This window comes from Luteibacter sp. Sphag1AF (genome assembly GCF_014192715.1).
In the GTDB taxonomy this organism is placed as follows: Bacteria; Pseudomonadota; Gammaproteobacteria; order Xanthomonadales; family Rhodanobacteraceae; genus Luteibacter.
The window spans coordinates 57983-79638 of the sequence record NZ_JACHYH010000008.1; the positions used below are offsets into that span (position 1 = coordinate 57983).

The window sequence follows — 21656 nt, forward strand, 5'->3', positions numbered from 1 at the left end:
CCCGTTCGTGAGCTCCCCGCATGTCTCAGTCCACCGACTTTCGCATCGAAACCTATGTGGGTGCCGCGATGCTCGACTACCTGGATCAGGTAGCCGCACTGCGCACAGCCGTCTTCCGCGAGTGGCCGTATCTGTACGAGGGTGACGACAACTACGAGCGGGAATATCTGTCGCACTACGCCGCCTCGCCGCGCAGCATCTGCGTGCTGGCGCGCGTGGGTGAGCAGATTGTGGGCGCGTCCACCGGCATTCCGCTGCGCGACGATGCCGCTTCGCTGCATGTGCCGTTCGAGCGCAAGGGCATCGATGTGGACGACGTGTTCTATTTCGGTGAATCGGTGGTGCTGGCCGAGTGGCGCGGCCGTGGCATTGGTCATCGCTTCTTTGATTCCCGCGAAGCCCATGCCCGCAGTGCGGGCGACTTCCGCTGGACCGCTTTCTGCTCGGTACAGCGCGATGAGAACGATCCGCGCCGTCCGTCGGGGTACCGTGGCAACGGCGTGTTCTGGACCAAGCGCGGCTACGAGCCGCGTACCGACATGCATTGCGAATTGAGCTGGCCGGAAGTGGGCAGCGACGCTCCTGTGAAACACCGCCTCGGCGTGTGGATGCGGAAGCTGGTGCGCTGATGGAGCGCACACTCGCACAGTGGCTCACCTATCAGGAAGGCGTGCATCCCCGGGACATCGAGCTCGGGCTGGATCGCGTCCGTGAAGTGTGGGAGCGCATGGGCGGTGGCCAGCCTGCGCCGTTGACCATCACGGTGGGCGGCACCAATGGCAAGGGTTCCACCGTTGCGCTGCTGGAGGCCATGCTTCGCGCGGCCGGCTATCGCACCGGCTGCTATACCTCGCCGCATTTGCTCGTCTACAACGAGCGGGTGCGCATCGACGGCGCCCATGCCACGGATGAGGCGCTGGTCGCATCGTTCCAGCGTATCGACACGGCCCGGGGCAGCATCGCGCAAACCTATTTCGAGTTCGGCACGCTGGCGGCGCTGGATCTGATGAAGCGCGCCAAAGTGGACGTGGCCATCCTGGAAGTGGGCCTTGGCGGCCGTCTGGACGCCGTCAACATCATCGACGCCGATGCCGTGGTCATCACCACGGTAGATCTCGACCATCAGGATTGGCTGGGCTCCGACCGGGACAGCATTGGCATCGAGAAGGCGGGCATTGCCCGGCAGGGACGTCCGGCCATCGTGGGCGAAACCAGCCCGCCGGCCGGGTTGCTGATGACGCTGGGCGCCCTCGGCGCTTCGGTCGAACGCGCCGGCCTGGAATTCACGGTTCATCGCGGCGCCGACGGCTGGCGCTGGCAGCACAAGGACGGCACGACGTTCGACCTGCCGGACCCGGCGCTTCACGCCCCGTGCCAGCACGACAACGCAGCGGCGGCGATTGCCGTGCTGCACGCGCTGGGCGAGCGCGTGAATGTGGATGCGGCTGCGCTGGCTCGCGGCCTGCGCGAGGTGGTTGTTCCCGGCCGCCTCCAGCAGACCCGTTCGGCGCCGCGCGAAGTGGTGGACGTGGGCCACAACCCGCAGGCCGCCCGCGCGCTGGCCGGCTGGCTGGACGCGCAGCCCGCGAAGGGCAGGGTGTTCGCGGTGTACGGGGCGCTGGCTGATAAAGATGTGGCGGGCGTCATCGGGGCACTGGGTACGCGGATTGATGGCTGGTACATCGCGGGGCTGGACGGCGCCACGGCGCGCGGCCTCACCGCCAGGGCCGTGACCACGGTGTTGCAGGAAACCCTCCCCGGAGCCCATCACGCCTCGTTTGACGACGTGCCTTCGGCGTTGCTTGCGGCGCGCAGCGATGCATCGGCGGACGACACCCTCCTGGTTTTTGGTTCATTCTTCGTCGCAGCGGCAGGCCTGTCGCTGTCTATGTGAACGTGTTCCGTTGCCGCGCAGGCGGCAGGGACCCGTTGCCGGGTATAATCGCGGCGATACGCTAAGCGTCGGTCGTATGGAGCCTTCCTTGAAAACACGCCTGCTGGGTGCCGCCGTTCTGATCGCTCTGGCGGTCCTGTTTGTGCCGATGTTCTTTTCCAGTGCGCCGCCCAAGTCGGACGCCGACCAGACGGTCAGCCTGGAGATTCCGCCGGCTCCGGATCGCGAATTGCAGACGCGCACGCTGAATGTGGCGCCCAACGGTGGGCCGGCCACGGTCACCGGCACGCAGGTGGCCAATGGCCCCGTACCGCCCGCCCAGCAGCCGGGTCAGCCGGCAGCCACCAGCGGCGACAAGCTGGCCTCGGTAGACATCGCCTCGCGCAAGCCGGCCGACGCGCTGCCTGAAGACTTCGCCAAGGCTCCCGCGCAGACCAGGCCGGTTGCGACGCCCAAGCCGGCTGCGCCGGTCGTTACGGCACCGGTGAAGACGCCGACGGCCGTGGCCACGGCTCCCGCCGAGCCCGCAGGCACCGCCGCGCATGGCAGCTATTCGCTCAATCTCAGTGCATACGCCGATCGCTCGAAGGCCGACGCCCTGGTGTCCAAGGTCCGCGCGCTGGGTTATCCGGTAAGCGCCACGGCCACCACGCAGGCGGGGCGCGCCCTGACCCGCGTTACCGCGGGCCCGTTCGAGTCCCGCACGGCAGCGGAAGCGGCCCGTCTCAAGATCACCTCGGCGGTGCCCGGTGTGCCGGCATCCTTGTCCTCCGGTGCCAGCAACCAGCAGGCGGATGTTGCCCCGAAGGCGGCCGCCCCTCTCGCTGCCGCGCCGCAGGCCGCCGCCGCGCCGGTGGCCAGTGCTCCGCGTGCCGGCGGCTTTGCCGTTCAGGTCGCGGCGGTCAGCAGCGAAGCGGAGGCCACCCGTCTGCGCGACAAGCTGCGCGGTGCGGGTATCGCAGGGTATGTGGACTCGGTGTCCAGCAGCAGCGGCGCGAAGCTCTGGCGTGTGCGCGCCGGCCCGCAGACGCAACGCGACGACGCCGTGCGCCTGAAGGAAACGGTAAAAGCCAAGCTCGGTATCGATGGCGTCGTGGTTACCGCGCCGTAAGGCGGCTACCCCGGCGTCACGCTGTCCCATGCCTCCTCGCCGCCACGGAATGCCCGAGTGAACTGGATCGACTACATCATTCTCCTGATTCTGGGACTGTCGATCTTGATGGGCCTGTGGCGCGGCCTCATCTCAGAGATCCTGTCGCTGGTTATCTGGGCGGCGGCGTTCTGGGTGTGCTGGACGTTCGGGCCGGTGCTGGCCGCGCACTTCGAGCACGACATCCCGCAGCCCTCCGTGCGCATGCTGGTGGGTTACGGCGGGTGCTTCATCATCGTGTTGATCGTGGGTGCGCTGGTGCGCTTCCTGGTTGGCAGGCTGGTGTCGGGCACCGGTCTTGGTGGCACGGATCGCCTGTTGGGCATGGCCTTCGGGTTTGTGCGCGGAGTGTTGATCGTGTCGCTGGGTGTATTTCTTCTGGGCTTCACGCCGCTGGCGAACGACGCCTATGTGCGCCAGTCGCAGATGCTGCCGCAGTTCCGCGGCGTGGCCGACTGGCTGGGCAGCGAATTGCCCTCATCGGTGCGCGGCAATTTCCATCTGCCCGACAACATGCTCGATCACATGCCCAAGCTTCCGGACAGGCTCCCCATGCCGCAGCTTCCGCAGTTCAATCAGCTCAACCAGATGAATCAGTTGAACCAGCTCAATCAGTTCAATCCCCTGAATCAGCTGAATCCACAGAATCAGCCGAACATCCCTCAGCGACCCGGTTCGCTGGATGCGGCAAACATCGAACAACCTCACCCTGCTGCCAGTTCCACGGCAGCCATCAAGTAGAAGGCAAGTCCCATGTGCGGAATCATCGGCATCGTCGGTACCACCGAGGTGGCATCGGCCCTGTATGACGGTCTGACCGTCCTGCAACATCGTGGGCAGGACGCCGCCGGCATCGCTACCGTGGATGGCGCGCGTCTGCGCCTGCACAAGGGCAACGGCCTGGTCCGCGACGTCTTCAACCAGAGCGGCGTCACCAAGCTGCGCGGCCGTATCGGCATCGGTCATTGCCGTTACCCCACGGCTGGCTCCGAAGGCATGGAAGAGGCCCAGCCGTTCTATGTGAATTCGCCGTACGGCATCGCGTTTGCGCACAACGGCAACCTGGTGAACACCGAGGTGCTGCGCAAGGAGATGTTCGAGGACGACCGTCGCCACATCGACACCGACTCCGATTCGGAAGTGCTGTTGAACGTGCTGGCGCACGAGTTGCAGATTGAAGATCGCGGCGCGCTCACGGCAGAGCACGTGTTCAAGGCTATTTCGGCCGTGCACGCGCGTGCGCGCGGCGGCTACGCCTGTCTGGCGCTGGTGCTGGGCTACGGCCTGGTCGCGTTCCGTGACCCCAACGGCATCCGTCCGCTGGTGCTCGGTGAGCGCGAGACGCCGGAAGGCCGCGAGTATGCGGTCACCTCCGAGTCGGTGGCGCTGGACGTGCTGGGTTTCAAGCGCATCCGTGATGTTGCGCCGGGCGAAGCGGTCATCATCACCGAGGGTGGTCAGCTGCATTCGCAACAGTGCGCCCCGGGTGCGGTGCATGCGCCGTGCATTTTCGAGTACGTGTACCTGGCCCGTCCCGATTCGATGATGGAAGACGTGTCGGTGTACAAGGCGCGTCTGCGCATGGGCGAGAAGCTGGCAGAGAAGATTCTCCGCGAGCGCGGCCCGGATCACGGCATTGACGCCGTGATCCCCATTCCCGACACGTCGCGCACGGCGGCAAGCTCGCTGGCCCAGGCGCTGGGTGTGCCGATGCGCGAAGGCCTGGTCAAGAATCGCTACATCGGTCGCACGTTCATCATGCCGGGGCAGGGCGAGCGCGTGAAATCCGTGCGTCGCAAGCTCAATGCCATCGACCTGGAATTCCGCAAGAAGAACGTACTGCTGGTGGATGACTCCATCGTGCGTGGCACCACGTCCAAGCAGATCATCCAGATGGCCCGCGACGCAGGTGCGAAGAATGTGTACTTCGCCTCGGCCGCACCGCCGGTTCGCTATCCCAACGTGTACGGCATCGACATGCCGGTAACTTCCGAGCTGATTGCTGCGGGTCGTACGGTGGAAGAAGTGGAGAAGGCATTGGGTGCCGACTGGCTGATCTACCAGGATCTGGAAGACCTGATCTGGGCGGTCAGCGATGGCAACGAAGACCTGAAGCACTTCGATACCTCGTGCTTCTCGGGCGAGTACGTCACGGGCGTGGAAGCGGGTTACCTGGAAAAGCAGGAAGCCCAGCGTTCCGACGCCGCCAAGACCGAACGTCGCAGCGCCTGATTCCACGCTGATGTTGACCGGAAGGCGGCCCCGCGTGGCCGCCTTCCTTGTTTCAAGGGAGCTTCCGTGAACGACCTGCACGCCGCCGCCAAACGTTGCCTGGACGCTGCTGACCCGGCTGAGAAAGTGCGGCTGTCGTTCGAGACATGGCAGCGGCTGGTCGCCGGTGAGCTGGCGCCGGACGAGGCGTCGCCGCCCGCCGAGCCGATGGGTCCGCCGGGGCGTCCGGAGCGTCCGCGCCTGATTTCGCCGCGAGAGCTGGCGCAGCGTGGACTGGGTACGCCTCAAGGCCGTGCGGCACTGGTGCATGCCATTGCGCATATCGAGTTCAACGCCATCAACCTGGCGTGGGATGCGGTGTATCGGTTTCGCGGCAAGCCAGCGGAGTTCTACAGGGACTGGGCATCGTGCGCGAACGACGAAGCGCGACACTACACGATGCTTTCCACGCGACTGGCCGAACTGGGCTACGCGTATGGTGACTTCGATGCGCATAACGGCCTCTGGGACATGGCGGAGAAAACCGCTCACCACGACACCGCGCGCATGGCGCTGGTGCCGCGCGTGCTGGAGGCGCGCGGTCTGGATGTCACGCCGGGAATGATTGGGCGACTGACGCGGCACGGTGACGAGCGCACCGTCGCGATTCTGGAAGTGATTCTCCGCGAGGAAGTGGCGCACGTGGCGGCGGGAACGCGGTGGTTCCATTTCTGCTGCGAGCGCGATGGCATTGAACCGCGCGCCACCTTTGTGGCGCTGCTGGATGAGTACATGCACGGGTCATTGCGCGGGCCGTTCAATCATCCTGCCCGGCGCGAGGCCGGCTTCAGCGAGCAGGAACTGGAGTGGCTGGAAACGCTGGGCTGATCGCCTTTCGCGAGCCATCCTGTGGGGCCGATCCGGCTTGCGATACGTGGCGGGGCCACTTCAGCTAAATCGCGCCGCCACACTTCTTGCAATACGTTGCATCCCGATCGTGCCCCAGCAGCCCGCATTGCTCACACAGGCGCGCATCGCGGTCATTCCGCAAAATCCCCGCTGCCAGCTCCGCACCCACGATGCCGGTAGGCAGCGCAATGATCGCGTAGCCCAGCAGAATGGTGACGGAGGTCAGCATCTGCCCCAGCGGCGTGCGCGGGGTGAGGTCGCCGTAGCCGGTGGTGGTCAGGGTCACCACTGCCCAATACATCGCGGCGGGAATGCTGGTGAAGCCATGCTCTGGCCCTTCCACCACGTACATCATGGTGCCGAGGATCACCACCAGAATGCACACGGCGAAGAAGAACACGAAGATCTTCCGGCGCGCGTGCGCCAGCGCGGCCATCAGGCCGTGGGCTTCGTCGAGGTACAGGGGGATTTTCAGCAGGCGGAAGATCCGCAGCAGGCGCAGGATGCGCACGTCGATGAGGTAGTGGATGCCTGGCGTCACCAGTGCGATATAGCTTGGCAGGATCGCCAGAAGGTCAATGACGCCAAACAGGCTCAGTGCGTAGCGCAGCGGATGACGTACCGACATCAGGCGTACCGCGTACTCCACGGTGAAGGCGCCAGTGAACACCCATTCGGCGATATACAGCCAGCCGCCTGCGCGGTTGTGAATCGAGTTCACGCTGTCGAGAATCACCACCAGCACACTGGCGACGATGACCAGCAACAGGGTGAGGTCGAAGCGTCGTCCAGCGACCGTGTCTGACTCGAAGATCAGCTCGTGGGCGCGCCGCCGCCATCCGGCGTCCGGCTTGCCGAACCGCTTGCTGCGCATGTCCCGGCGTGACAGGTTCATTCCAATCGCCTTGAGGTTCCCGGTAGGCGAAGTCTAGCGCGGGCGCTGGTGTGCGCTATAGCCGGGTTCTTATGCCATCACGAGCTTGCTCGCGTTGGCTTTATGCCTTGGGCAACTGCAACCCGCGCAATGCCAGGCCATCCGGATCAACCGTCAGCACCGACCCATGGTCGTACCAGTCGCCCAGCACAATGCGTCGGGCCGGATTTCCGTCCAGTGCAAAGTCGTGAATGGCGGGGCGGTGCGTGTGGCCGTGCACCAGCCGGTGCACACCTTTTTCGCGCATCGTGGTTTCCACGGTCTGCTGATTCACATCCATGATGGCTTCGCTGATGCTGCCGGTGCGCTCCCTGCTTTCACTGCGCGCCTTCGCTGCAAACGCGCGTCGCGCTTCCAGCGGCATGGACAGAATCTGAGCCCCCCAGGCCGGATTGCGCACCTGCTGGCGGAACTGCTGGTACTGCACGTCATCGGTGCACAGCAGGTCGCCGTGCATCAGCAGGGTGGGCGTGCCGTACAGGTCATGCACGACGCCATCCTCAAGCAGAATCATGCCCGCGCGATCCGCGAACGCCTGGCCCAGCAGGAAGTCCCGGTTGCCCGCCATGAAGTACACCGGCACGCCGGCATCGCTAAGTCCGCGCGTGGCGGTGGCAATGCGTCCGGGAAGCTCGGCGTCGTCATCGTCGCCGATCCATGCTTCCACCAGATCGCCCAGGATGTAGAACGCATCGGCAGCGCGTGCTTCGTCGCTGGCCAGATAGTCTTCAAACAGCGCGGTGATGGCGGGGCGGCTATCGTCCAGATGCAGGTCGGAAATGAAAAGCGTCGTCATGCGATCAATGCTTGGCCGGCTTGGGCTTGGCCGGTGGGGCCTTGGGCGCAGCGTCCTTCGCAGCGGTGGGCGCGGTAGTGGACGCCGGGGCCGGCACGGGTTTTTCTTCGCCGACCACGGCGGCCGTCTGAATCACGACCAGGGGATTGGGTACGTCGTTGACGAACGGGCCCTGGGGGCGCGTGGGCAGCTTGGCGATCTTGTCGACCACGTCCATGCCGTTGACCACCTTGCCGAACACGGCAAAGCTCCACGCGAAGCTGCCCTGCGAGCTCACGTAGTCGAAGCGGCGGTTGTCCACCAGGTTGATGAAGAATTGCGAGGTGCCCGAGTTGGGGTCGGTGCCGCGCGCGACGGCAACGGTGCCTCGCACATTCGACAGGCCGTTGTCGGCTTCGCTGGGTACAGCGGCACGCGTGCGGCGCGGCGTGAGGTCGCGGTTGTACAGGCCGCCCTGAATCACATAGCCGTCCACCACGCGGTGAAAGACCGTGCCGTCGTAGAAGCCGTCGCGCACGTATTGCAGGTAGTTGGCGACGCTCTTGGGGGCCTTGTCGGGAAACAGTTCGATGGTGATGTCGCCCTGGCTGGTATGCAGGATCACACGCGGATGCTGCTCGGCAGCAGGCGCAGCGGGTTTGGCCGTCTGCGCCACGGGCGCGAGGGGCAGGGCGAGAAGCAGGCTGGCAAGAACGAATCGGAGCATGGGCGTCATCGGGTACGGCAAGACAGTCCGGCGATGATACGCCGGATGGCCCTGGTAGGTTATTCGGTGGCCAGCTCAAGCTGGAGGCCAAGATCGGCCAGGGGCTCACGCTCCTGTTCGAGGTCGGCTTCGGTGAGCGGGTGCTGGTCGAGCCAGTCGGCTGGCATGGACAGACGCAGGCGCTGGCGCGTGGCGGCCACGCGGATGCGAGGCAGGGCTTCCGCGCGACGGGCGCGGCGGAACAGGACGCCAAGGCGCAGCAGTGCGGTGATGTGGCGGGCCAGCATGCGGTAGCGCACCGGCAGGCTGGTCAGCACGGATTTTTCAGGCTTGCGGCGATGGCATTCGACAATCGCCGCCAGCAACTGCTGTTCCTGCCGCGAGAAGCCGGCCAGATCAGCGTGACGCAGGATGTAAGCGCCGTGGCGCTGATGCTGGCTGTGCGCGATGGCCAGACCCAGTTCGTGCACGCGCGCGGCCCAGGACAGCCACTCACGGGCATCGTCGTCCAGCTTCCACGCCTTGGCCACCTGATCGAAGAAGGCGAGCGCGGTGGTTTCCACGCGGCGGGCCTGGGCGCGGTCCACGCCGTAGCGGCTGGCGATGGCGTCGATGCTGGCCGTGCGCGGATCGCTGCCGGCTGCGCGGCCGATCAGGTCCCACAGCAGGCCTTCACGCATCGAACTTTCCGAAACCCCCAGCCGCTCGATGCCCAGCGATTCAAAGGCGGCCTCGAAGATGGCCACGCCGCCAGCGAACACTTCGGCACGGTCTTCAGCCAGACCCGGCAGTTTCAGCGTGGCAGACGAGCCCTGCTCGATGATGGCCTCGCGCACCGTCGCCAGCGCCATGGGCGTGATGCCATGGTCAGACAGCTTCATGGCGCGCACCACGGCACCAATGGACTTGGCGGTGCCCGAGGAACCCCATGCGTCGGACCAGCCGGTTTCCCGGTATTCCTCGCCGAACTGCTGGAGCAGCACGCCGATTTCGCGACGGGCTTTCTGCCAGCGCTTGCGGGTGATCTTGCCGCCGGGGAAGAAGCGCATGGTGGAGGCGATGCAGCCCACCTGCACGCTTTCCGTGTGCAGCGGCGCCGTGCCCCGACCAATGATGAATTCGGTACTGCCGCCGCCGATGTCGATGACCAGGCGGTGATCGCGCGTGGCGGGGAGGTCGTGCGCGGCGCCCAGGAAGATCAGGCGGCCTTCTTCACGGCCAGAAACGATTTCCACCGGATGACCCAGGGCCGCTTCTGCGGCCGACAGGAAGGCCTGCGGTGAAGCCAGCCGGCGAACGGTGTTGGTGGCCACGGCGCGCACGCGCATGGCGGGAATGCCCGCGATGCGCTGGCCGAAGCGCGCCAGACTGGCGAGCGCGGCAGCGCGGTGTTCGGCATCCAGTGTGCCATCGGAGCGCAGGCCCACGGCCATGCGTACGGAATCGCGAAGGCGGTCGATGACGCGCGGTTCGCCATGTTCGTAGCGCGCCACGACCATGTGAAAACTGTTGGAGCCCAGATCTACGGCGGCGAGCAACTCGCCTTCACTGATCTGTGATTTGCCGGCGTTGCTCAATGGGCGGTCCCGAGACTTCGATTTGGGCGATTCTTGCACGTGAGCGGGGCTTGCAGGCAAGCGCTTGTGTTCGCTAGGCGCTGGCCGATCGTGAAGATCGCAGGGCGGATACAACAAACAAGACGAGCCCCAGCGCGCCGTATACCCAGTAGTCGGTGGGCGCGACGCCGCACCAGTGCTTGTGCCAGGGCACATGCGAGGGGTCAAAGCGAGAAAGGCCGAAGGCCGGATTGAGCACGAACCAGAGGAAGTCTTCGGTGACCCAGAACACCATCAGGCAGGCCAGCGCGCGAATCTGGGCGCGCCAGCGCCAGTGACCCTCGACGATCATGGGGAAGTGGAAGAGCACCGCGATGAACGGAAAAACCCAGGCGTGATAGCCGGTCATGGGCCGGCCGCCCCATAGCAGATCCAGCAGCCAGTGGTGCTCGATGCGCCAGGTAGGCAAGCCGGTAGCCCAGCCGTTCGGGCCTTCAATCTGGATTTCGACGTTGGCAAACATCCAGGCCAGCAGCACGGTGGCCAGGAAGGTGCAGGCCAGACGCACGGGCCGTTCGATGTGAAACCTCACGCGTGAGCTGCCAGGTCTGCAAGAACGACGTCCAGCACGTGCTTGGCGGCATCGGGCCGGCCGATGGCGCGTGCGCGCTCGCGCATGCTGGAAAGATGGCCTGGATTGCGTGACAGATGGCCGATGCGCCAGGCCAGGGCCTCCGCATCAATGGCTTTCAGTGCGGCGCCCTGTTCCAGAAGATAATCGGCGTTGCGCTCTTCCTGCCCGGGAATGGGCGCGTTGACGATCATAGGCAGGCCCATGGCCAGGCACTCGGAAGTGGTGAGGCCACCTGGCTTGGTGATGGCAAGGTCGCAGCAGGCCATCAGGCGCTCCACCTGCTTGCTGAAGCCCTGCGGGAAGAGCCGGCCGGGATGTGCCACGGCAAGTTTTTGCAGTTTGCTGAGGGCATCGGCATTGCGGCCTGCCAGCACCACCAGTTGGAAGTCGCCCTCCACGGCGAGCAATCGTGCGGCGACCTCGTCCAGATTGCCGACCCCGGCGCCGCCGCCCATCACCAGATAGGCAGGCCGTGCCGGATCAATGCCGTATTCCCCGGCGCATTGCGCGCGCGCGGGAGCCGTGGCAAACGCGGGCATGATCGGAATACCGGTGGCGTAGACGTTGCGGCGGTCGATACCCACCGCATGCATGCGCGCGGCGATTTCGTCGTTGGCCGCAAAGTAGCCGCGCATGCGCGGCACTACCCACATGCGATGCAGGTCGAAATCGGTGACCTGCACCCACACCGGTACGTGGAAGCGTTCGCGGCGGATGTCATGCATCAGCATTTCGGCGGGCAGAAAATGCGTGCAGATGATCGCGTCTGGCTGGAACGCCGCGATGGCCTTGCGCAGCGCGCGCGTGTTCAGTCGTTCCATCGTGCGGCGCATGCGCTGGGTCAGGGCGTCCGGATGGGCGTCGCCAGTGATGCGGTAAAGCATGCCCCACAGCTGCGGATGCCTGGTGATCAGGCGCAGATAGAAGTCGGCATACAGGCGCCGGAAGCTGGACGGCACATAGTCCATCACGTCCAGATGGCCGGCCACCACGTCGTGGCCCTGGGCCGCCATGGCTTCCACGGTGGCGTGCAGGGCGTCGGCGGCGCGCACGTGCCCCGCGCCGGCCGATACGCTGAGCATCAGAATCCGGCGCGTCATGATGTTGGTTATCCGGTATAGGTTGCGAGCAGGCTTTGCTGCGCGCTGTAAGGAGCTTCGCCTTCGGCGGGTTCGCGGCGGGTGTAACGCCCGTGCGCGTCCAGCATCCAGGCCTGGGTGTTGTCGCGCAGGTAGTTGTCCAGCGTTTCCGCATACACGCGCGCGGCCAGCGCCGGGTCGAGGATGGGCGTGGCAATCTCGATGCGGCGCATCAGGTTGCGTTCCATCCAGTCTGCACTGGCGCTGTAGATCTCCGGCTCGCCGTCGTTGCCGAACCAGTAAATGCGGCTGTGCTCCAGGAAACGCCCGATGATCGAGCGCACGCGGATGCGCTCGGAAATGCCGGGTAGGCCGGGCCGCAGGGTGCAGGCGCCACGCACGATCAGGTCGATATCCACGCCGGCATTCGACGCGCGATACAGCGCCTCGATGACGTGGGCTTCGTTCAGTGCATTGAGCTTGGCCACGATGCGGGCGGGACGACCGGCTTTCGCATGTTCGATCTCGCGCTCGATCTTGCCCATGACGCTGCTGTACAGCGTGAACGGCGAATGCAGCAGGCGCTTGAGCTGGATCATGGGACCCAGGCCAGACAGCTGCTGGAACACCTTGTGGATGTCTTCGCCGATGTCAGGATGCGAGGTCATCAGGCCGATGTCGGTGTAACCGCGGCTGGTGCCCTGATGGTAGTTGCCTGTGGACAGATGCACGTAGCGGCGCAGGCCATCGCCATCGCGACGGACAATGAGCAGCATCTTGGCGTGCGTCTTGTAGCCGACGACGCCGTAGACGACCTGCACGCCGGCTTCCTGCAGGCGGTTGGCCAGCCCGATGTTGGCTTCCTCGTCGAAGCGTGCGCGCAGTTCGACCACCACGGTGACGTCTTTGCCATTGCGGGCGGCGTCCACCAGCAGGTCGACCAGCGGCGAGTCTTTGCCCGCGCGGTAAAGCGTCTGCTTGATCGCCAGCACGTTGGGGTCCTGCGACGCGCGGCGCAGCAGTTCCACCACGGCGGAGAAGGATTCGTACGGATGATGCAGCAGCACGTCGCGCGTGCTCAGCACATCGAATTCGTTGACGCCCTTGTCGAACGCCGGCGACAGGCGCGGGGTGAAGCGCGGGAATTTCAGCTCGGGCCGGTCGATCTGGTCGTACACGATGCCCGCGCGGATGATGTTGACCGGGCCGTCGCAGCGATAGATGTCCTGGTCTTCGAGCTTGAAGTTGGCCATCAGCATGTCGGTGATGGCGCGCGGACAGTTCGCGCCCACTTCAAGGCGCACGGGGCGTGCGTAACCGCGACCGGCCAGTTCCTCACTGAGTGCACGCGCCAGGTTTTCGACCTCGGCCTCTTCAACCACCAGCTCGCTGTTGCGGGTGACGCGGAACTGGTACGACGCGCAGACGCTGAAACCGGGGAACATCTCGGCGGCGAAGGCCTGGAGCACTTCGGCCAGAAACACGAAGTCGTACGCTTCGCCAGCCACTTCTTCCGGAAGACGGACCAGGCGCGGCAGCGAGCGCGGCGCACGAACCAGCGCCATGTGTCCTTCGCGGCCAAACGCGTCGCGGCCCTGAAGCACCACGGCGACGTTGAGTGTCTTGTTGAGGATGCGCGGGAACGGATGCGCCGGATCAAGGCCCAGTGGCGAAAGCACCGGCATGATTTCGTTCTGGAAATAGCCGAGCAGCCAGCGGCGCTGCTTGTCGGTCCACTGCGCGTGGGTGAGGAAACGGATGCCTTCCTCAGCGAGAGCGGGGCCGAGTTCGTCCTGCCAGGTGGTGTAGATGTCGGCCACCAGTTCCAGCGTGCGCTCGCGGATGCGCGCAAGGATTTCCGCCGAGGGCATGCCGTCGGGGCCAGGCGCGGCCGAGCTGAGTGCGTGGTGGTGCTTGAGCACCGCCACGCGCACTTCAAAGAATTCGTCGAGGTTGTTGCTGACGATGGTGAGGTAGCGCAGTCGTTCCAGTACCGGAATCGAGGTGTCGCGGGCCTGTGCCAGCACGCGGAAATTGAACTCCAGCGCCGCCAGTTCCCGGTTCAGATACAGCTCGGGTGCTCCGAGGTCGACGTGCTGGCTCATTACGTTCCGTATTTCGCGTGACAAACGCCGATGGTGGCGCGTTTGGGTCATGCCGGAAAGGGGCAACGCAGCATGTGCTCAGCCCAGCATGTGCAAATCGTGAGCCCGTTCAGGGTCCAGCAGGCGCTCGCTGCCGAATTCGCACGAGAAGGTGGAGCCCTGGCCCGGTTCGCTGGCGATTTCCAGGCGCGCCTGATGCAGGTTCAGCACGTGCTTGACGATGGACAGGCCGAGGCCGGTACCGCCCGAATCACGCGAGCGGCTGGACGATACGCGATAGAAGCGTTCGGTCAGGCGCGCGATGTGTGAGGCAGGAATGCCGAAGCCGCTGTCTTTGACCGAGAACGTGGCGCCATGTGGCGTGCGTTCCCAGCGAATGACGATGCGTCCGCCCGTGGGCGTGTAGCGCACCGCGTTGCTCACCAGATTGGAGAACGCGCTGTGCAGGTCTTTCGGGGAGCCCAGGATGTCGACCGGCGTGGCGGCGTCCAGGGAAACCTTGTGGCGGCCCTGGCTCAGCGCTTCGGCTTCCTTGCGCAGCGTGGCCAGCAGCGGCGTCATCTGCACCTGTTCGTCCGGCACGTGGTCCTGGGTTTCCAGGCGCGACAGGGTGAGCAGGTCTTCGACGATCTGACCCATGCGCTTGGACTGCGTGCGCATCTCGTCGATGACGGTGGCCAGTTCCGGGATGTCTTCCGGGTCCAGCAATTCGAGGTAGCCGTGAATGACGGTGAGCGGCGTGCGCAATTCGTGCGACACGTTAGCTACAAAGTCACGACGGATTTGTTCCAGCCGGGTGAGGTGGCTGGTGTCACGTGCAAGCAGCAGCCGCTGGCGGCTGCCGAAGGGAAGCAGGGTGACCGAGATATGGCGGTTGGGGCGACCCGGTGCCGTGACGTCGTTCAGCGGTTCACGCGCGCCATCGGTGATCCAGTCGGCCAGTTCCGAATTGCGCAGCACGTCCAGCAGATCGCGGCCACGGTCGGCCGGTCGGCGCAGGCCCAGCAGTTCTTCGGACGCATGGTTGAACCAGCGCACGTGTCGCGTCTGGTCCAGAAGGACCACCGCGTCGGGCAGGGTGCCTGCTGCGCTGCGAAGGTCACGCAACTGGGAGGCGATTCGGCGGGATCGGGTCATGAGACGGTCATATTGCGGGTCGGCCTCAGAGCGGGCCGCGGCCATCATTGGCCGGGTTTGATGACGGATCAGCGACAGCAATACGACGATTTCCGCCAGCGCGACAACGGCCAGTCCCGTCCAGGGCGCATCGACGATCGCGCCCGCCACGCAGCCGACGACCAGGCCCGCCATAAGTGCGGCGGGCAATCGAAGAGAGCTGTCGAATCTGTAAGACATGGGCGAGACCGTATGCAAAAGGCCACGGCACCTTACCGTGCCGTGGCCGCGCCGTCAGCCCGGATTTTTTCAGGTGCTGGCGGAAAACCGGTAACCGGCGCCACGTACCGTCTGCACCATGTCGTCCAGCTTCCAGGGTTCAAGCGTCTTGCGCAGGCGACGGATGTGGACATCCACCGTACGTTCTTCCACATAGACGCTGCCGCCCCACACATGATCGAGCAGCTGGGCGCGCGAATACACGCGTTCCGGATGCGTCATGAAGAAGAACAGCAGGCGATATTCCGTGGGGCCGATGGGGATGGCTTCGTCGCCCGCAAACACGCGGTGCGCCGGGCCATCGATGCGCAGACCACCCAGTTCCACCATGCCCGAACCGTCGTCACCCTGGCTGCGGCGAAGCACTGCCTTGATGCGGGCGATGAGTTCGCGGGTGGAGAACGGCTTGATGACGTAGTCGTCCACGCCGGCTTCAAGACCGTTGACGCGGTCCATTTCTTCGCCGCGGGCGGTAAGCATGATGATCGGGATTTCACGGCTCAGTTCCTCCTTGCGGAGGCGACGGGCCAGTTCCAGGCCGCTGGTGCCCGGAAGCATCCAGTCCAGCAGGATAAGGTCGGGAACACGTTCGGAGATGGCGAGCTGGGCGGCGCGCGCGTCGGCGGCGTGTGCCGCGTCCATGCCGGCCTTGCGCAGGGCGAAGGCGACCATGTCGCGTATCGATGCCTCGTCTTCGACGATCAGGATGCGCTTGTGCACTGAGGGAGCTCTTTGGCTGTGACGGTATTATTGCAGCCGTATTGTGTTACATGGCAATGACAGATCTCATATTCCCTGTTGACCGCGGCCATCGGGATTATCATCGGTCTGCACCCGGCGCTTGCGCAATTCCAGCAGCAGGGGGGTGAGGTCGGCGATGCGCGACTGGATGCGCGAGCGCTGATAGTAGTCCAGGTCGTCCCGTTTCAGCAGTCGGCGAAGCTGCTCCATCGCGTCGAAAGGGCGGCCGGCGAGATAGGCGCTGTCGGCAAACGCTTCCGCTGCGCGCACGTCTTCACCGGCCCGTTCGCTGGCCCGGGCAAAGGTGCGGTAAAGCTCCGGATCTTCGCTTTTGTCCAGCAGCGGCTTGAGCAGCAGCATGGCTTGCCGGGAATCGGCCTTCTCGCCACTGGCCACCAGCGACTGCGCGTAGCCCAGTGTCACGGCCACATTGCTCGGGGAGTTGGCGTACAGCCGCTTGTACAGCACGGTGGCATCGCCGCGGCGCCCGGCGTCCACATACGCATCAGCCATGGCCAGGCGCAACACCACGCTGTCCGGTTCGGCGGCCAGCAGAGGCTGCAACTGGCCGATAGCCAGGCTGCCGCGATTGGAGCGGATCAGCGACAGGGCATAGCCGTAGCGGTTGGCTGCTGTGTCAAATTCCTTACGGACCAGGTTCTGCTGGTAGTACGTGGCCAGGGTCAGGGCGTCGCCGGAGAGGACGCGCGCCCGCTCGCGCATGAGCGCGTAGGTGTCACCGGGGCCGTTGGGCTGGGGAGCCCTGGCGCCGCTCAGCAGGGCAGTCGGGTCTTTCACGTAAAGCACCGGGGCGGTGCTTTTTTCCCAGGTGTTCTTGTCCAGCGTGGCGCCGCGTGGCCGCTGGGCCATCTGGGTTTCCAGCACGCGGGCGCGGGCCTTGGCATCGCTGATGCGCGTGAGGGTCACCGGATGGGTCTGCAATAGCTCGGGCACGGCTTCTTCGCCGGCGCCCGTGCGCATGGTGTCTTGCATGCGGCCGAAGAAGCTTGCCATGGCTTCCGGGTCGTAGCCGGAATTGGCCAGGGTCTGGATGCCGACGCGGTCGGCTTCGGTTTCGTCTTTCCGGGTGAAGTTGATCGAGCGCTGCATCAGCAGGCTCTGGCCGCCCATCAGCACGGCAGGCGCAGCGTCGCCGCTGTGCGAGCCCGCGCCTGCGGCGATGGCCCCCAGCAGGATCAGCGCCATCAGCGGGCCGTTCTTCTTGGAATCCTCGAAGGCGCGGTACAGGTGGTTCTGGGTGATATGGCCGATTTCATGCGCCATCACGCCCGCCAGCTCGCTTTCGCTCTGGGTGATCGCAATCAGGCCGGAGTTCACGCCGATATAGCCACCGGGAGCGGCAAAGGCGTTGATCTGGTTGTCCTTCACGATGAAGAACGTGAACTTGTCCTTGGGCCGGTCGCTGTTGGCCACCAGCCGGTAGCCCACATCGTTGATGTACTGATCCAGCAGCGCATCGTCCAGCACCATGTCCAGTGCATGCATCTGGCGCAGCATGCTGGCGCCGTACTCGTCGGCCTCACGCGGCGTGAGCAGGGCATTGGCCGAGCTGCCAAGATCGGGCAGGCGCACGTCATTCTGGGCGCTGGCCGTGACCGTGACGGCCGCGGCCAGAAGGGTGAGGAGAAGGCGTTGAGAGGCGTTACGCATAGATCCTTTGACGTTTCGCGGCGGCGGACGGTGGATTCGCAGCTTCGACCGTGTCCCGTGGCGGCCGTTCACTTCTTCAGGCTTGCAATCATGGGCCTGCAACCACATCTTTTCCACATTTACCGTTCTGGAGAAGCCCCTTGGCCACCCCCGAGATCACCATTTATTCGACTGCGGTTTGCCCGTACTGCGTCGCCGCCAAAAATCTGCTGAAGTCCAAAGGGCTTGAGTGGGACGAGGTGCGCATCGACCTGGACCCGGCCCAGCGCGACCTCATGCTTGAGCGCAGCGGCGGTCGCCGCACCGTGCCGCAGATTTTCATCAACAACCAGCACGTGGGTGGCTTCGATGACCTCGTGGCAGCTGATCGCAGCGGTAAACTGGCGGAAATCCTTGGAGCCAGTGCCTGATGAGCAACGACCGCATTTCCGAATTCACCGATTTCCGCAAGCGCATGAACGAGCGCATCCTGTCGGAAGACAACCAGGTCGTGCGCCGCTTCTTCGCGCTGGACACACAGACGTACCGCGAAGGTGCGCTGGACGTCAAAACCAAGGAAATGCTTGGTCTGGTAGCGTCCATGGTGCTGCGTTGCGACGATTGCATCAGCTACCACGTGGCCCAGTGCAAGGAAGCGGGTGTCAACCGCGACGAGTTCTTTGAGGTTTTCAGTGTGGGCCTGGTGGTGGGCGGTTCCATCGTGATCCCGCATCTGCGCCGCGCTGTGGATTTCCTCGACTCGCTGGAAGTCGAACCGGGCGACGCGGCGGCCTGCGCCGACCACGCCTGATCGCATCGCGCCCGTGCCGCTTCCGGTGCGGGCGCTGAATGGCAAAGTTACGACAATACTCATGGAAACCTTGTGGCTTGCGGGCAAGATCGCCGATAATTAGGCGATTTTCTTTATTCGCGCGCACCCACGCGCGCTTCCCCGCGTTCCCTTCCAGGAGTAACCCCTATGAGCAAGACCATTGCCGTGATCCCCGGCGACGGCATCGGCCCCGAGATCATGGATGCCACCATCCGCTGTCTGGACGCGCTCGATTGCGGTCTGGATTATGAGTACGTGCAGGCGGGTGTGGTCGCCCTGGAAGGTCCGGAAAAGGATCTGCTGCCGGCCGCCACGGTCGATGCGATTGCCCGCCACAAGGTGGCGCTGAAGGGCCCGCTGACCACTCCGATCGGTGGTGGTTTCACCTCGATCAACGTGACGCTGCGCCGCAAGTTCGACCTGTACGCCAATGTGCGTCCGGCCATCAGCTTCCCGGGCACCAAGGCACGCTACGAAAACATCGACATCATCACGGTGCGTGAAAACACCGAGGGTGCTTACCTGGCCGAAGGTCAGGAGATGCTCGACAACGGCAACACCGCCGTGTCGATGATCCGCAACACCCGCAAGGGCAGCGAGCGCATCGTGCGTTACGCCTTCGAGATGGCCCGTGCGAAGGGTCGCAAGAAGGTCATGGCCGTGCACAAGGCCAACATCATGAAGACGAGTTCGGGCCTGTTCCTGGACATCGCACGTGAAGTTGCCAAGGAATACCCGGACATCCAGTTCGGCGAAATGATCGTGGACAACACCTGCATGCAGCTGGTGATGAACCCGTACCAGTTCGACGTGATCGTGACCACGAACCTGTTCGGCGACATCCTGTCGGACCTGTGCGCTGGTCTGGTCGGTGGCCTGGGCCTCGCTCCGGGCGCCAACATCGGTGCAGACGCCGCCATCTTCGAAGCGGTGCACGGCTCGGCTCCGGACATCGCGGGCAAGAAGATCGCCAATCCGTGCGCACTGCTGCTGGCTGCGGCCGACATGCTTGACCACATGGGCATGGTCGCCAAGGGCACGCGCCTGCGCAACGCCATCCGCGAAACGATCGACGCCAAGGATCGCACCACGCCGGACGTGGGCGGCACTGGCAACACCGACACCTTCGGTGACGCGATCATCGAACGGATCAAGGCTTCGGCCTGATGCATCAAGAAAAGCCCCGGGCGCCTTCTGGCGCCCGGGGCTTTTTTTTTGAAAGCTGTTTGTGAACCCGTTCCTGCCGTCAGCTGCCGCGGAAGAACGGGTAGGGCGCGAGGAATACCAGCCAGATCAGCACCACGATGCCGATGTATTTCAGTACGCGGAAGAGCTTCGGGTTGGCCTTCTTGAAGCGGCGCGTACGCTCGCGGCCGCGCTTGTTCAGCGCAAACATGCGATTGACGAAGCCGACCTGCTCGTTGCCGTCGTCGCTGTTGGGCGAGGCGGTGATCGAGCCCATGAAGGCGCCCACGCGCTTGTTGATGCCCCGCATGAGGCCACTGCGCAGCGGGCGTTCCACATCGGCGAACAGGATCACGCGTGTCTGGTCGGTGCGGTTCTCTGCCCAGTGCACGTAGGTTTCGTCAAACACCACGTCCTTGCCATCGCGCCACGCGTGCATTTCGCCATCGACGAAAATGCGGCAATCGTCGGAGTTGGGCGTGATGAGGCCCAGGTGGTAACGCAGCGATCCGGCAAACGGATCGCGATGCGGGTTCAGCTTGCTGCCCGGCGGCAGCAGCGCAAACATGGCGGCCTTGATGCTCGGAATCGAGTTCAGAAGCTCTACCGTGCGCGGGCACAGCGATTCGGCCGACGACAGCGGCTCGCCGTACCACTTGAGGTAAAAACGCTTCCAGCCCTGCTTGAAGAACGAATTGAAGCTGGCGTCGTTGTGCTTTTCCGCGGCGCGGATGAAGCCCTCGTCGAACAGGTGCATGGCTTCTTCGCGGATGACCTGCCAGTTGTTCTGTAGCAGATCCAGTTGCGGGAAGCCGGCGCGGTCCAGGATCGGGCGAGCGGGAACCGCCGAGAAGGCGTACATCAGCAGGTTGTACGGCGCAAAGATGGCCGAGTGATCCACCAGCTGGCGATCAAAGCGAAGGCGCGAGCGGCCGCGAAGGTGCACGACCAGCACGCACAGCGCGAAAAGGATCAGAACGTAAAGGGCGATGAACCGCGGCCCGAGGAAGTTCATGGGTCAGGACTCTTTGAGCATCGAGGGTCAGAAGGCCTTAAGGATACTCCGCCTCAATGCCCCAGGACGTACACGGCGCCGCCGCCGGGCTGGTAGCTGGCCGCAAAAGCGCGCTGAACATAGGAAATGGCGTGACGTACCGCATCCCGCGGCATATTGCCCCGGGCCAGTTCGGCCGCTACGGCGGAGGCCAGCGTGCAGCCGGTGCCGTGACCTTCGCGGTCGATGCGGGGGTGGCTGATTTCCATGACGCCGTGCTCGTCGTAGAGCCTGTCGACCACAGTGGTGCCTTCGGCGTGACCGCCTTTCATCAGCACGGCCCCGGCGCCCATGGCGCGCAATGCGGCAGCCGCCGCGTGGCAATCGTCGGCGGTGCGGATCGGGGCGCCGACCAGCACTTCGGCTTCGGGCAGGTTGGGTGTGAGGATGTGGGCCAGCGGGATCAATGCGCTGACCGTGGCGGCGATGGCGTCCTCGGCGAGCAGGCGCGTACCGCTGGACGCGATCATCACGGGGTCCACGACAAGCCATGCCGGTTGGCGATGGCGCATCTCGCGCGCAACCAGCCGGGTGACCGCCGCACTGCCGAGCATGCCGGTTTTGACGGCGCCCATGGAGAAGTCGTCGAAGACGGCGGCGAGCTGGCTGCGGATGTGTGTCAGCGGCACGGCGTGCACGGCGGTGACGCCACGGGTGTTCTGCGAGGTGATGGCGGTGATGACGCTCAGTCCGTGCACACCAAGGGCGTGCATGGTCTTCAGGTCAGCCTGGATGCCGGCACCGCCGCCGGAGTCAGAGCCTGCGATGGTGAGTGCTGTGGCGCGGGTCATGGGGCCAAGGATAGCCGGCCGGTTGAGCGGGGTG

Annotated in this window: 21 protein-coding genes; 9 read left to right on the plus strand and 12 right to left on the minus strand. The window is 64.8% G+C overall.

The window, feature by feature from the left end; all coding sequences use genetic code 11:
- The first annotated feature begins 20 nt into the window (after positions 1–20).
- The 6 genes from FHW69_RS16485 to FHW69_RS16510 all read left to right on the plus strand — a co-directional run bounded on the left by FHW69_RS16485 (position 21) and on the right by FHW69_RS16510 (position 6143).
- Entirely contained in the window at positions 21–629 is a 609-nt protein-coding gene (locus FHW69_RS16485; RefSeq protein ID WP_183424199.1) for a GNAT family N-acetyltransferase, read from the plus strand.
- Positions 629–1894: a bifunctional tetrahydrofolate synthase/dihydrofolate synthase gene (gene folC, locus FHW69_RS16490; RefSeq protein ID WP_183424200.1), complete on the plus strand. Its 1266-nt coding sequence runs from the start codon at positions 629–631 to the stop codon at positions 1892–1894. Before FHW69_RS16485 ends, folC begins: the two co-directional genes overlap by 1 nt.
- A gap of 88 nt (positions 1895–1982) precedes the next feature.
- On the plus strand, positions 1983–3005 hold the full coding sequence (locus tag FHW69_RS16495) for an SPOR domain-containing protein (RefSeq protein ID WP_183424201.1): 1023 nt from the start codon (positions 1983–1985) through the stop codon (positions 3003–3005).
- 57 nt (positions 3006–3062) lie between these two features.
- Positions 3063–3785, plus strand: coding sequence for a CvpA family protein (locus FHW69_RS16500; RefSeq protein ID WP_183424202.1), 723 nt, complete (start codon positions 3063–3065; stop codon positions 3783–3785).
- A gap of 12 nt (positions 3786–3797) precedes the next feature.
- The gene (gene purF, locus FHW69_RS16505; protein ID WP_183424203.1) at positions 3798–5276 is read left to right on the plus strand and encodes an amidophosphoribosyltransferase; all 1479 of its coding nucleotides are present in this window, start codon (positions 3798–3800) and stop codon (positions 5274–5276) included.
- 66 nt (positions 5277–5342) lie between these two features.
- On the plus strand, positions 5343–6143 hold the full coding sequence (locus FHW69_RS16510) for a ferritin-like domain-containing protein (protein WP_183424204.1): 801 nt from the start codon (positions 5343–5345) through the stop codon (positions 6141–6143).
- Between the two features lie 64 nt (positions 6144–6207).
- Here the strand turns inward: FHW69_RS16510 and FHW69_RS16515 are convergent, their stop codons facing one another.
- The 10 genes from FHW69_RS16515 to FHW69_RS16560 all read right to left on the minus strand — a co-directional run bounded on the left by FHW69_RS16515 (position 6208) and on the right by FHW69_RS16560 (position 17781).
- Positions 6208–7059: an ion transporter gene (locus FHW69_RS16515; protein ID WP_183424205.1), complete on the minus strand. Its 852-nt coding sequence runs from the start codon at positions 7057–7059 to the stop codon at positions 6208–6210.
- 100 nt (positions 7060–7159) lie between these two features.
- Positions 7160–7894: a UDP-2,3-diacylglucosamine diphosphatase gene (locus FHW69_RS16520; protein ID WP_183424206.1), complete on the minus strand. Its 735-nt coding sequence runs from the start codon at positions 7892–7894 to the stop codon at positions 7160–7162.
- 4 nt (positions 7895–7898) lie between these two features.
- Positions 7899–8600, minus strand: a complete 702-nt coding sequence (locus FHW69_RS16525) for a peptidylprolyl isomerase (protein WP_183424207.1) — start codon at positions 8598–8600, stop codon at positions 7899–7901.
- Positions 8601–8659: 59 nt separating this feature from the next.
- Positions 8660–10177, minus strand: coding sequence for a Ppx/GppA phosphatase family protein (locus tag FHW69_RS16530; RefSeq protein WP_183424208.1), 1518 nt, complete (start codon positions 10175–10177; stop codon positions 8660–8662).
- Positions 10178–10250: 73 nt separating this feature from the next.
- Positions 10251–10748: a hypothetical protein gene (locus tag FHW69_RS16535; protein WP_183424209.1), complete on the minus strand. Its 498-nt coding sequence runs from the start codon at positions 10746–10748 to the stop codon at positions 10251–10253.
- The gene (locus tag FHW69_RS16540) at positions 10745–11890 is read right to left on the minus strand and encodes a glycosyltransferase (RefSeq protein ID WP_183424210.1); all 1146 of its coding nucleotides are present in this window, start codon (positions 11888–11890) and stop codon (positions 10745–10747) included. The genes FHW69_RS16535 and FHW69_RS16540 overlap by 4 nt, the downstream gene beginning before the upstream one ends.
- An 8-nt stretch (positions 11891–11898) precedes the next feature.
- Positions 11899–13974: a polyphosphate kinase 1 gene (gene ppk1, locus FHW69_RS16545; protein ID WP_183424211.1), complete on the minus strand. Its 2076-nt coding sequence runs from the start codon at positions 13972–13974 to the stop codon at positions 11899–11901.
- Between the two features lie 78 nt (positions 13975–14052).
- On the minus strand, positions 14053–15156 hold the full coding sequence (gene phoR / locus FHW69_RS16550) for a phosphate regulon sensor histidine kinase PhoR (RefSeq protein ID WP_255494870.1): 1104 nt from the start codon (positions 15154–15156) through the stop codon (positions 14053–14055).
- 243 nt (positions 15157–15399) lie between these two features.
- Positions 15400–16089: a phosphate regulon transcriptional regulator PhoB gene (gene phoB, locus FHW69_RS16555; protein WP_183424212.1), complete on the minus strand. Its 690-nt coding sequence runs from the start codon at positions 16087–16089 to the stop codon at positions 15400–15402.
- A gap of 66 nt (positions 16090–16155) precedes the next feature.
- Positions 16156–17781, minus strand: a complete 1626-nt coding sequence (locus tag FHW69_RS16560; RefSeq protein ID WP_183424213.1) for a M48 family metalloprotease — start codon at positions 17779–17781, stop codon at positions 16156–16158.
- 140 nt (positions 17782–17921) lie between these two features.
- Here FHW69_RS16560 and grxC point away from each other — a divergent pair, with 140 nt between their 5' ends.
- The 3 genes from grxC (at position 17922) to FHW69_RS16575 (ending at position 19759) form a co-directional block, all read left to right on the plus strand.
- Positions 17922–18191 carry a glutaredoxin 3 gene (gene grxC, locus FHW69_RS16565; RefSeq protein ID WP_183424214.1) on the plus strand — a complete coding sequence of 90 codons (270 nt, stop codon included), beginning with the start codon at positions 17922–17924 and terminating at the stop codon, positions 18189–18191.
- On the plus strand, positions 18191–18571 hold the full coding sequence (locus tag FHW69_RS16570) for a carboxymuconolactone decarboxylase family protein (RefSeq protein ID WP_183424215.1): 381 nt from the start codon (positions 18191–18193) through the stop codon (positions 18569–18571). The genes grxC and FHW69_RS16570 overlap by 1 nt, the downstream gene beginning before the upstream one ends.
- Before the next feature lie 168 nt (positions 18572–18739).
- Positions 18740–19759, plus strand: a complete 1020-nt coding sequence (locus FHW69_RS16575; RefSeq protein WP_183424216.1) for an isocitrate dehydrogenase — start codon at positions 18740–18742, stop codon at positions 19757–19759.
- A 79-nt stretch (positions 19760–19838) separates the two neighbouring features.
- Here the strand turns inward: FHW69_RS16575 and FHW69_RS16580 are convergent, their stop codons facing one another.
- Together FHW69_RS16580 and thiD are read right to left on the minus strand one after the other, a co-directional pair.
- On the minus strand, positions 19839–20792 hold the full coding sequence (locus tag FHW69_RS16580) for an aspartyl/asparaginyl beta-hydroxylase domain-containing protein (protein ID WP_183424217.1): 954 nt from the start codon (positions 20790–20792) through the stop codon (positions 19839–19841).
- Positions 20793–20845: 53 nt separating this feature from the next.
- A complete protein-coding gene (thiD, locus tag FHW69_RS16585; RefSeq protein WP_183424218.1) occupies positions 20846–21622 on the minus strand; it encodes a bifunctional hydroxymethylpyrimidine kinase/phosphomethylpyrimidine kinase in 777 nt (258 codons plus the stop codon).
- Positions 21623–21656 lie beyond the last annotated feature (34 nt).

Coding starts and splice junctions, on each gene's coding strand:
- purF (WP_183424203.1), top strand. CDS start 3,798: ATGTGCGGAATCATCGGCATCGTCGGTACCACCGAGGTGGCATCGGCC.
- thiD (WP_183424218.1), bottom strand. CDS start 21,622: ATGACCCGCGCCACAGCACTCACCATCGCAGGCTCTGACTCCGGCGGC.
- phoR (WP_255494870.1), bottom strand. CDS start 15,156: ATGGCCGCGGCCCGCTCTGAGGCCGACCCGCAATATGACCGTCTCATG.
- folC (WP_183424200.1), top strand. CDS start 629: ATGGAGCGCACACTCGCACAGTGGCTCACCTATCAGGAAGGCGTGCAT.
- FHW69_RS16580 (WP_183424217.1), bottom strand. CDS start 20,792: ATGAACTTCCTCGGGCCGCGGTTCATCGCCCTTTACGTTCTGATCCTT.
- ppk1 (WP_183424211.1), bottom strand. CDS start 13,974: ATGAGCCAGCACGTCGACCTCGGAGCACCCGAGCTGTATCTGAACCGG.
- FHW69_RS16575 (WP_183424216.1), top strand. CDS start 18,740: ATGAGCAAGACCATTGCCGTGATCCCCGGCGACGGCATCGGCCCCGAG.
- FHW69_RS16570 (WP_183424215.1), top strand. CDS start 18,191: ATGAGCAACGACCGCATTTCCGAATTCACCGATTTCCGCAAGCGCATG.
- FHW69_RS16540 (WP_183424210.1), bottom strand. CDS start 11,890: ATGACGCGCCGGATTCTGATGCTCAGCGTATCGGCCGGCGCGGGGCAC.
- FHW69_RS16520 (WP_183424206.1), bottom strand. CDS start 7,894: ATGACGACGCTTTTCATTTCCGACCTGCATCTGGACGATAGCCGCCCC.
- FHW69_RS16485 (WP_183424199.1), top strand. CDS start 21: ATGTCTCAGTCCACCGACTTTCGCATCGAAACCTATGTGGGTGCCGCG.
- FHW69_RS16525 (WP_183424207.1), bottom strand. CDS start 8,600: ATGCTCCGATTCGTTCTTGCCAGCCTGCTTCTCGCCCTGCCCCTCGCG.
- FHW69_RS16560 (WP_183424213.1), bottom strand. CDS start 17,781: ATGCGTAACGCCTCTCAACGCCTTCTCCTCACCCTTCTGGCCGCGGCC.
- FHW69_RS16515 (WP_183424205.1), bottom strand. CDS start 7,059: ATGAACCTGTCACGCCGGGACATGCGCAGCAAGCGGTTCGGCAAGCCG.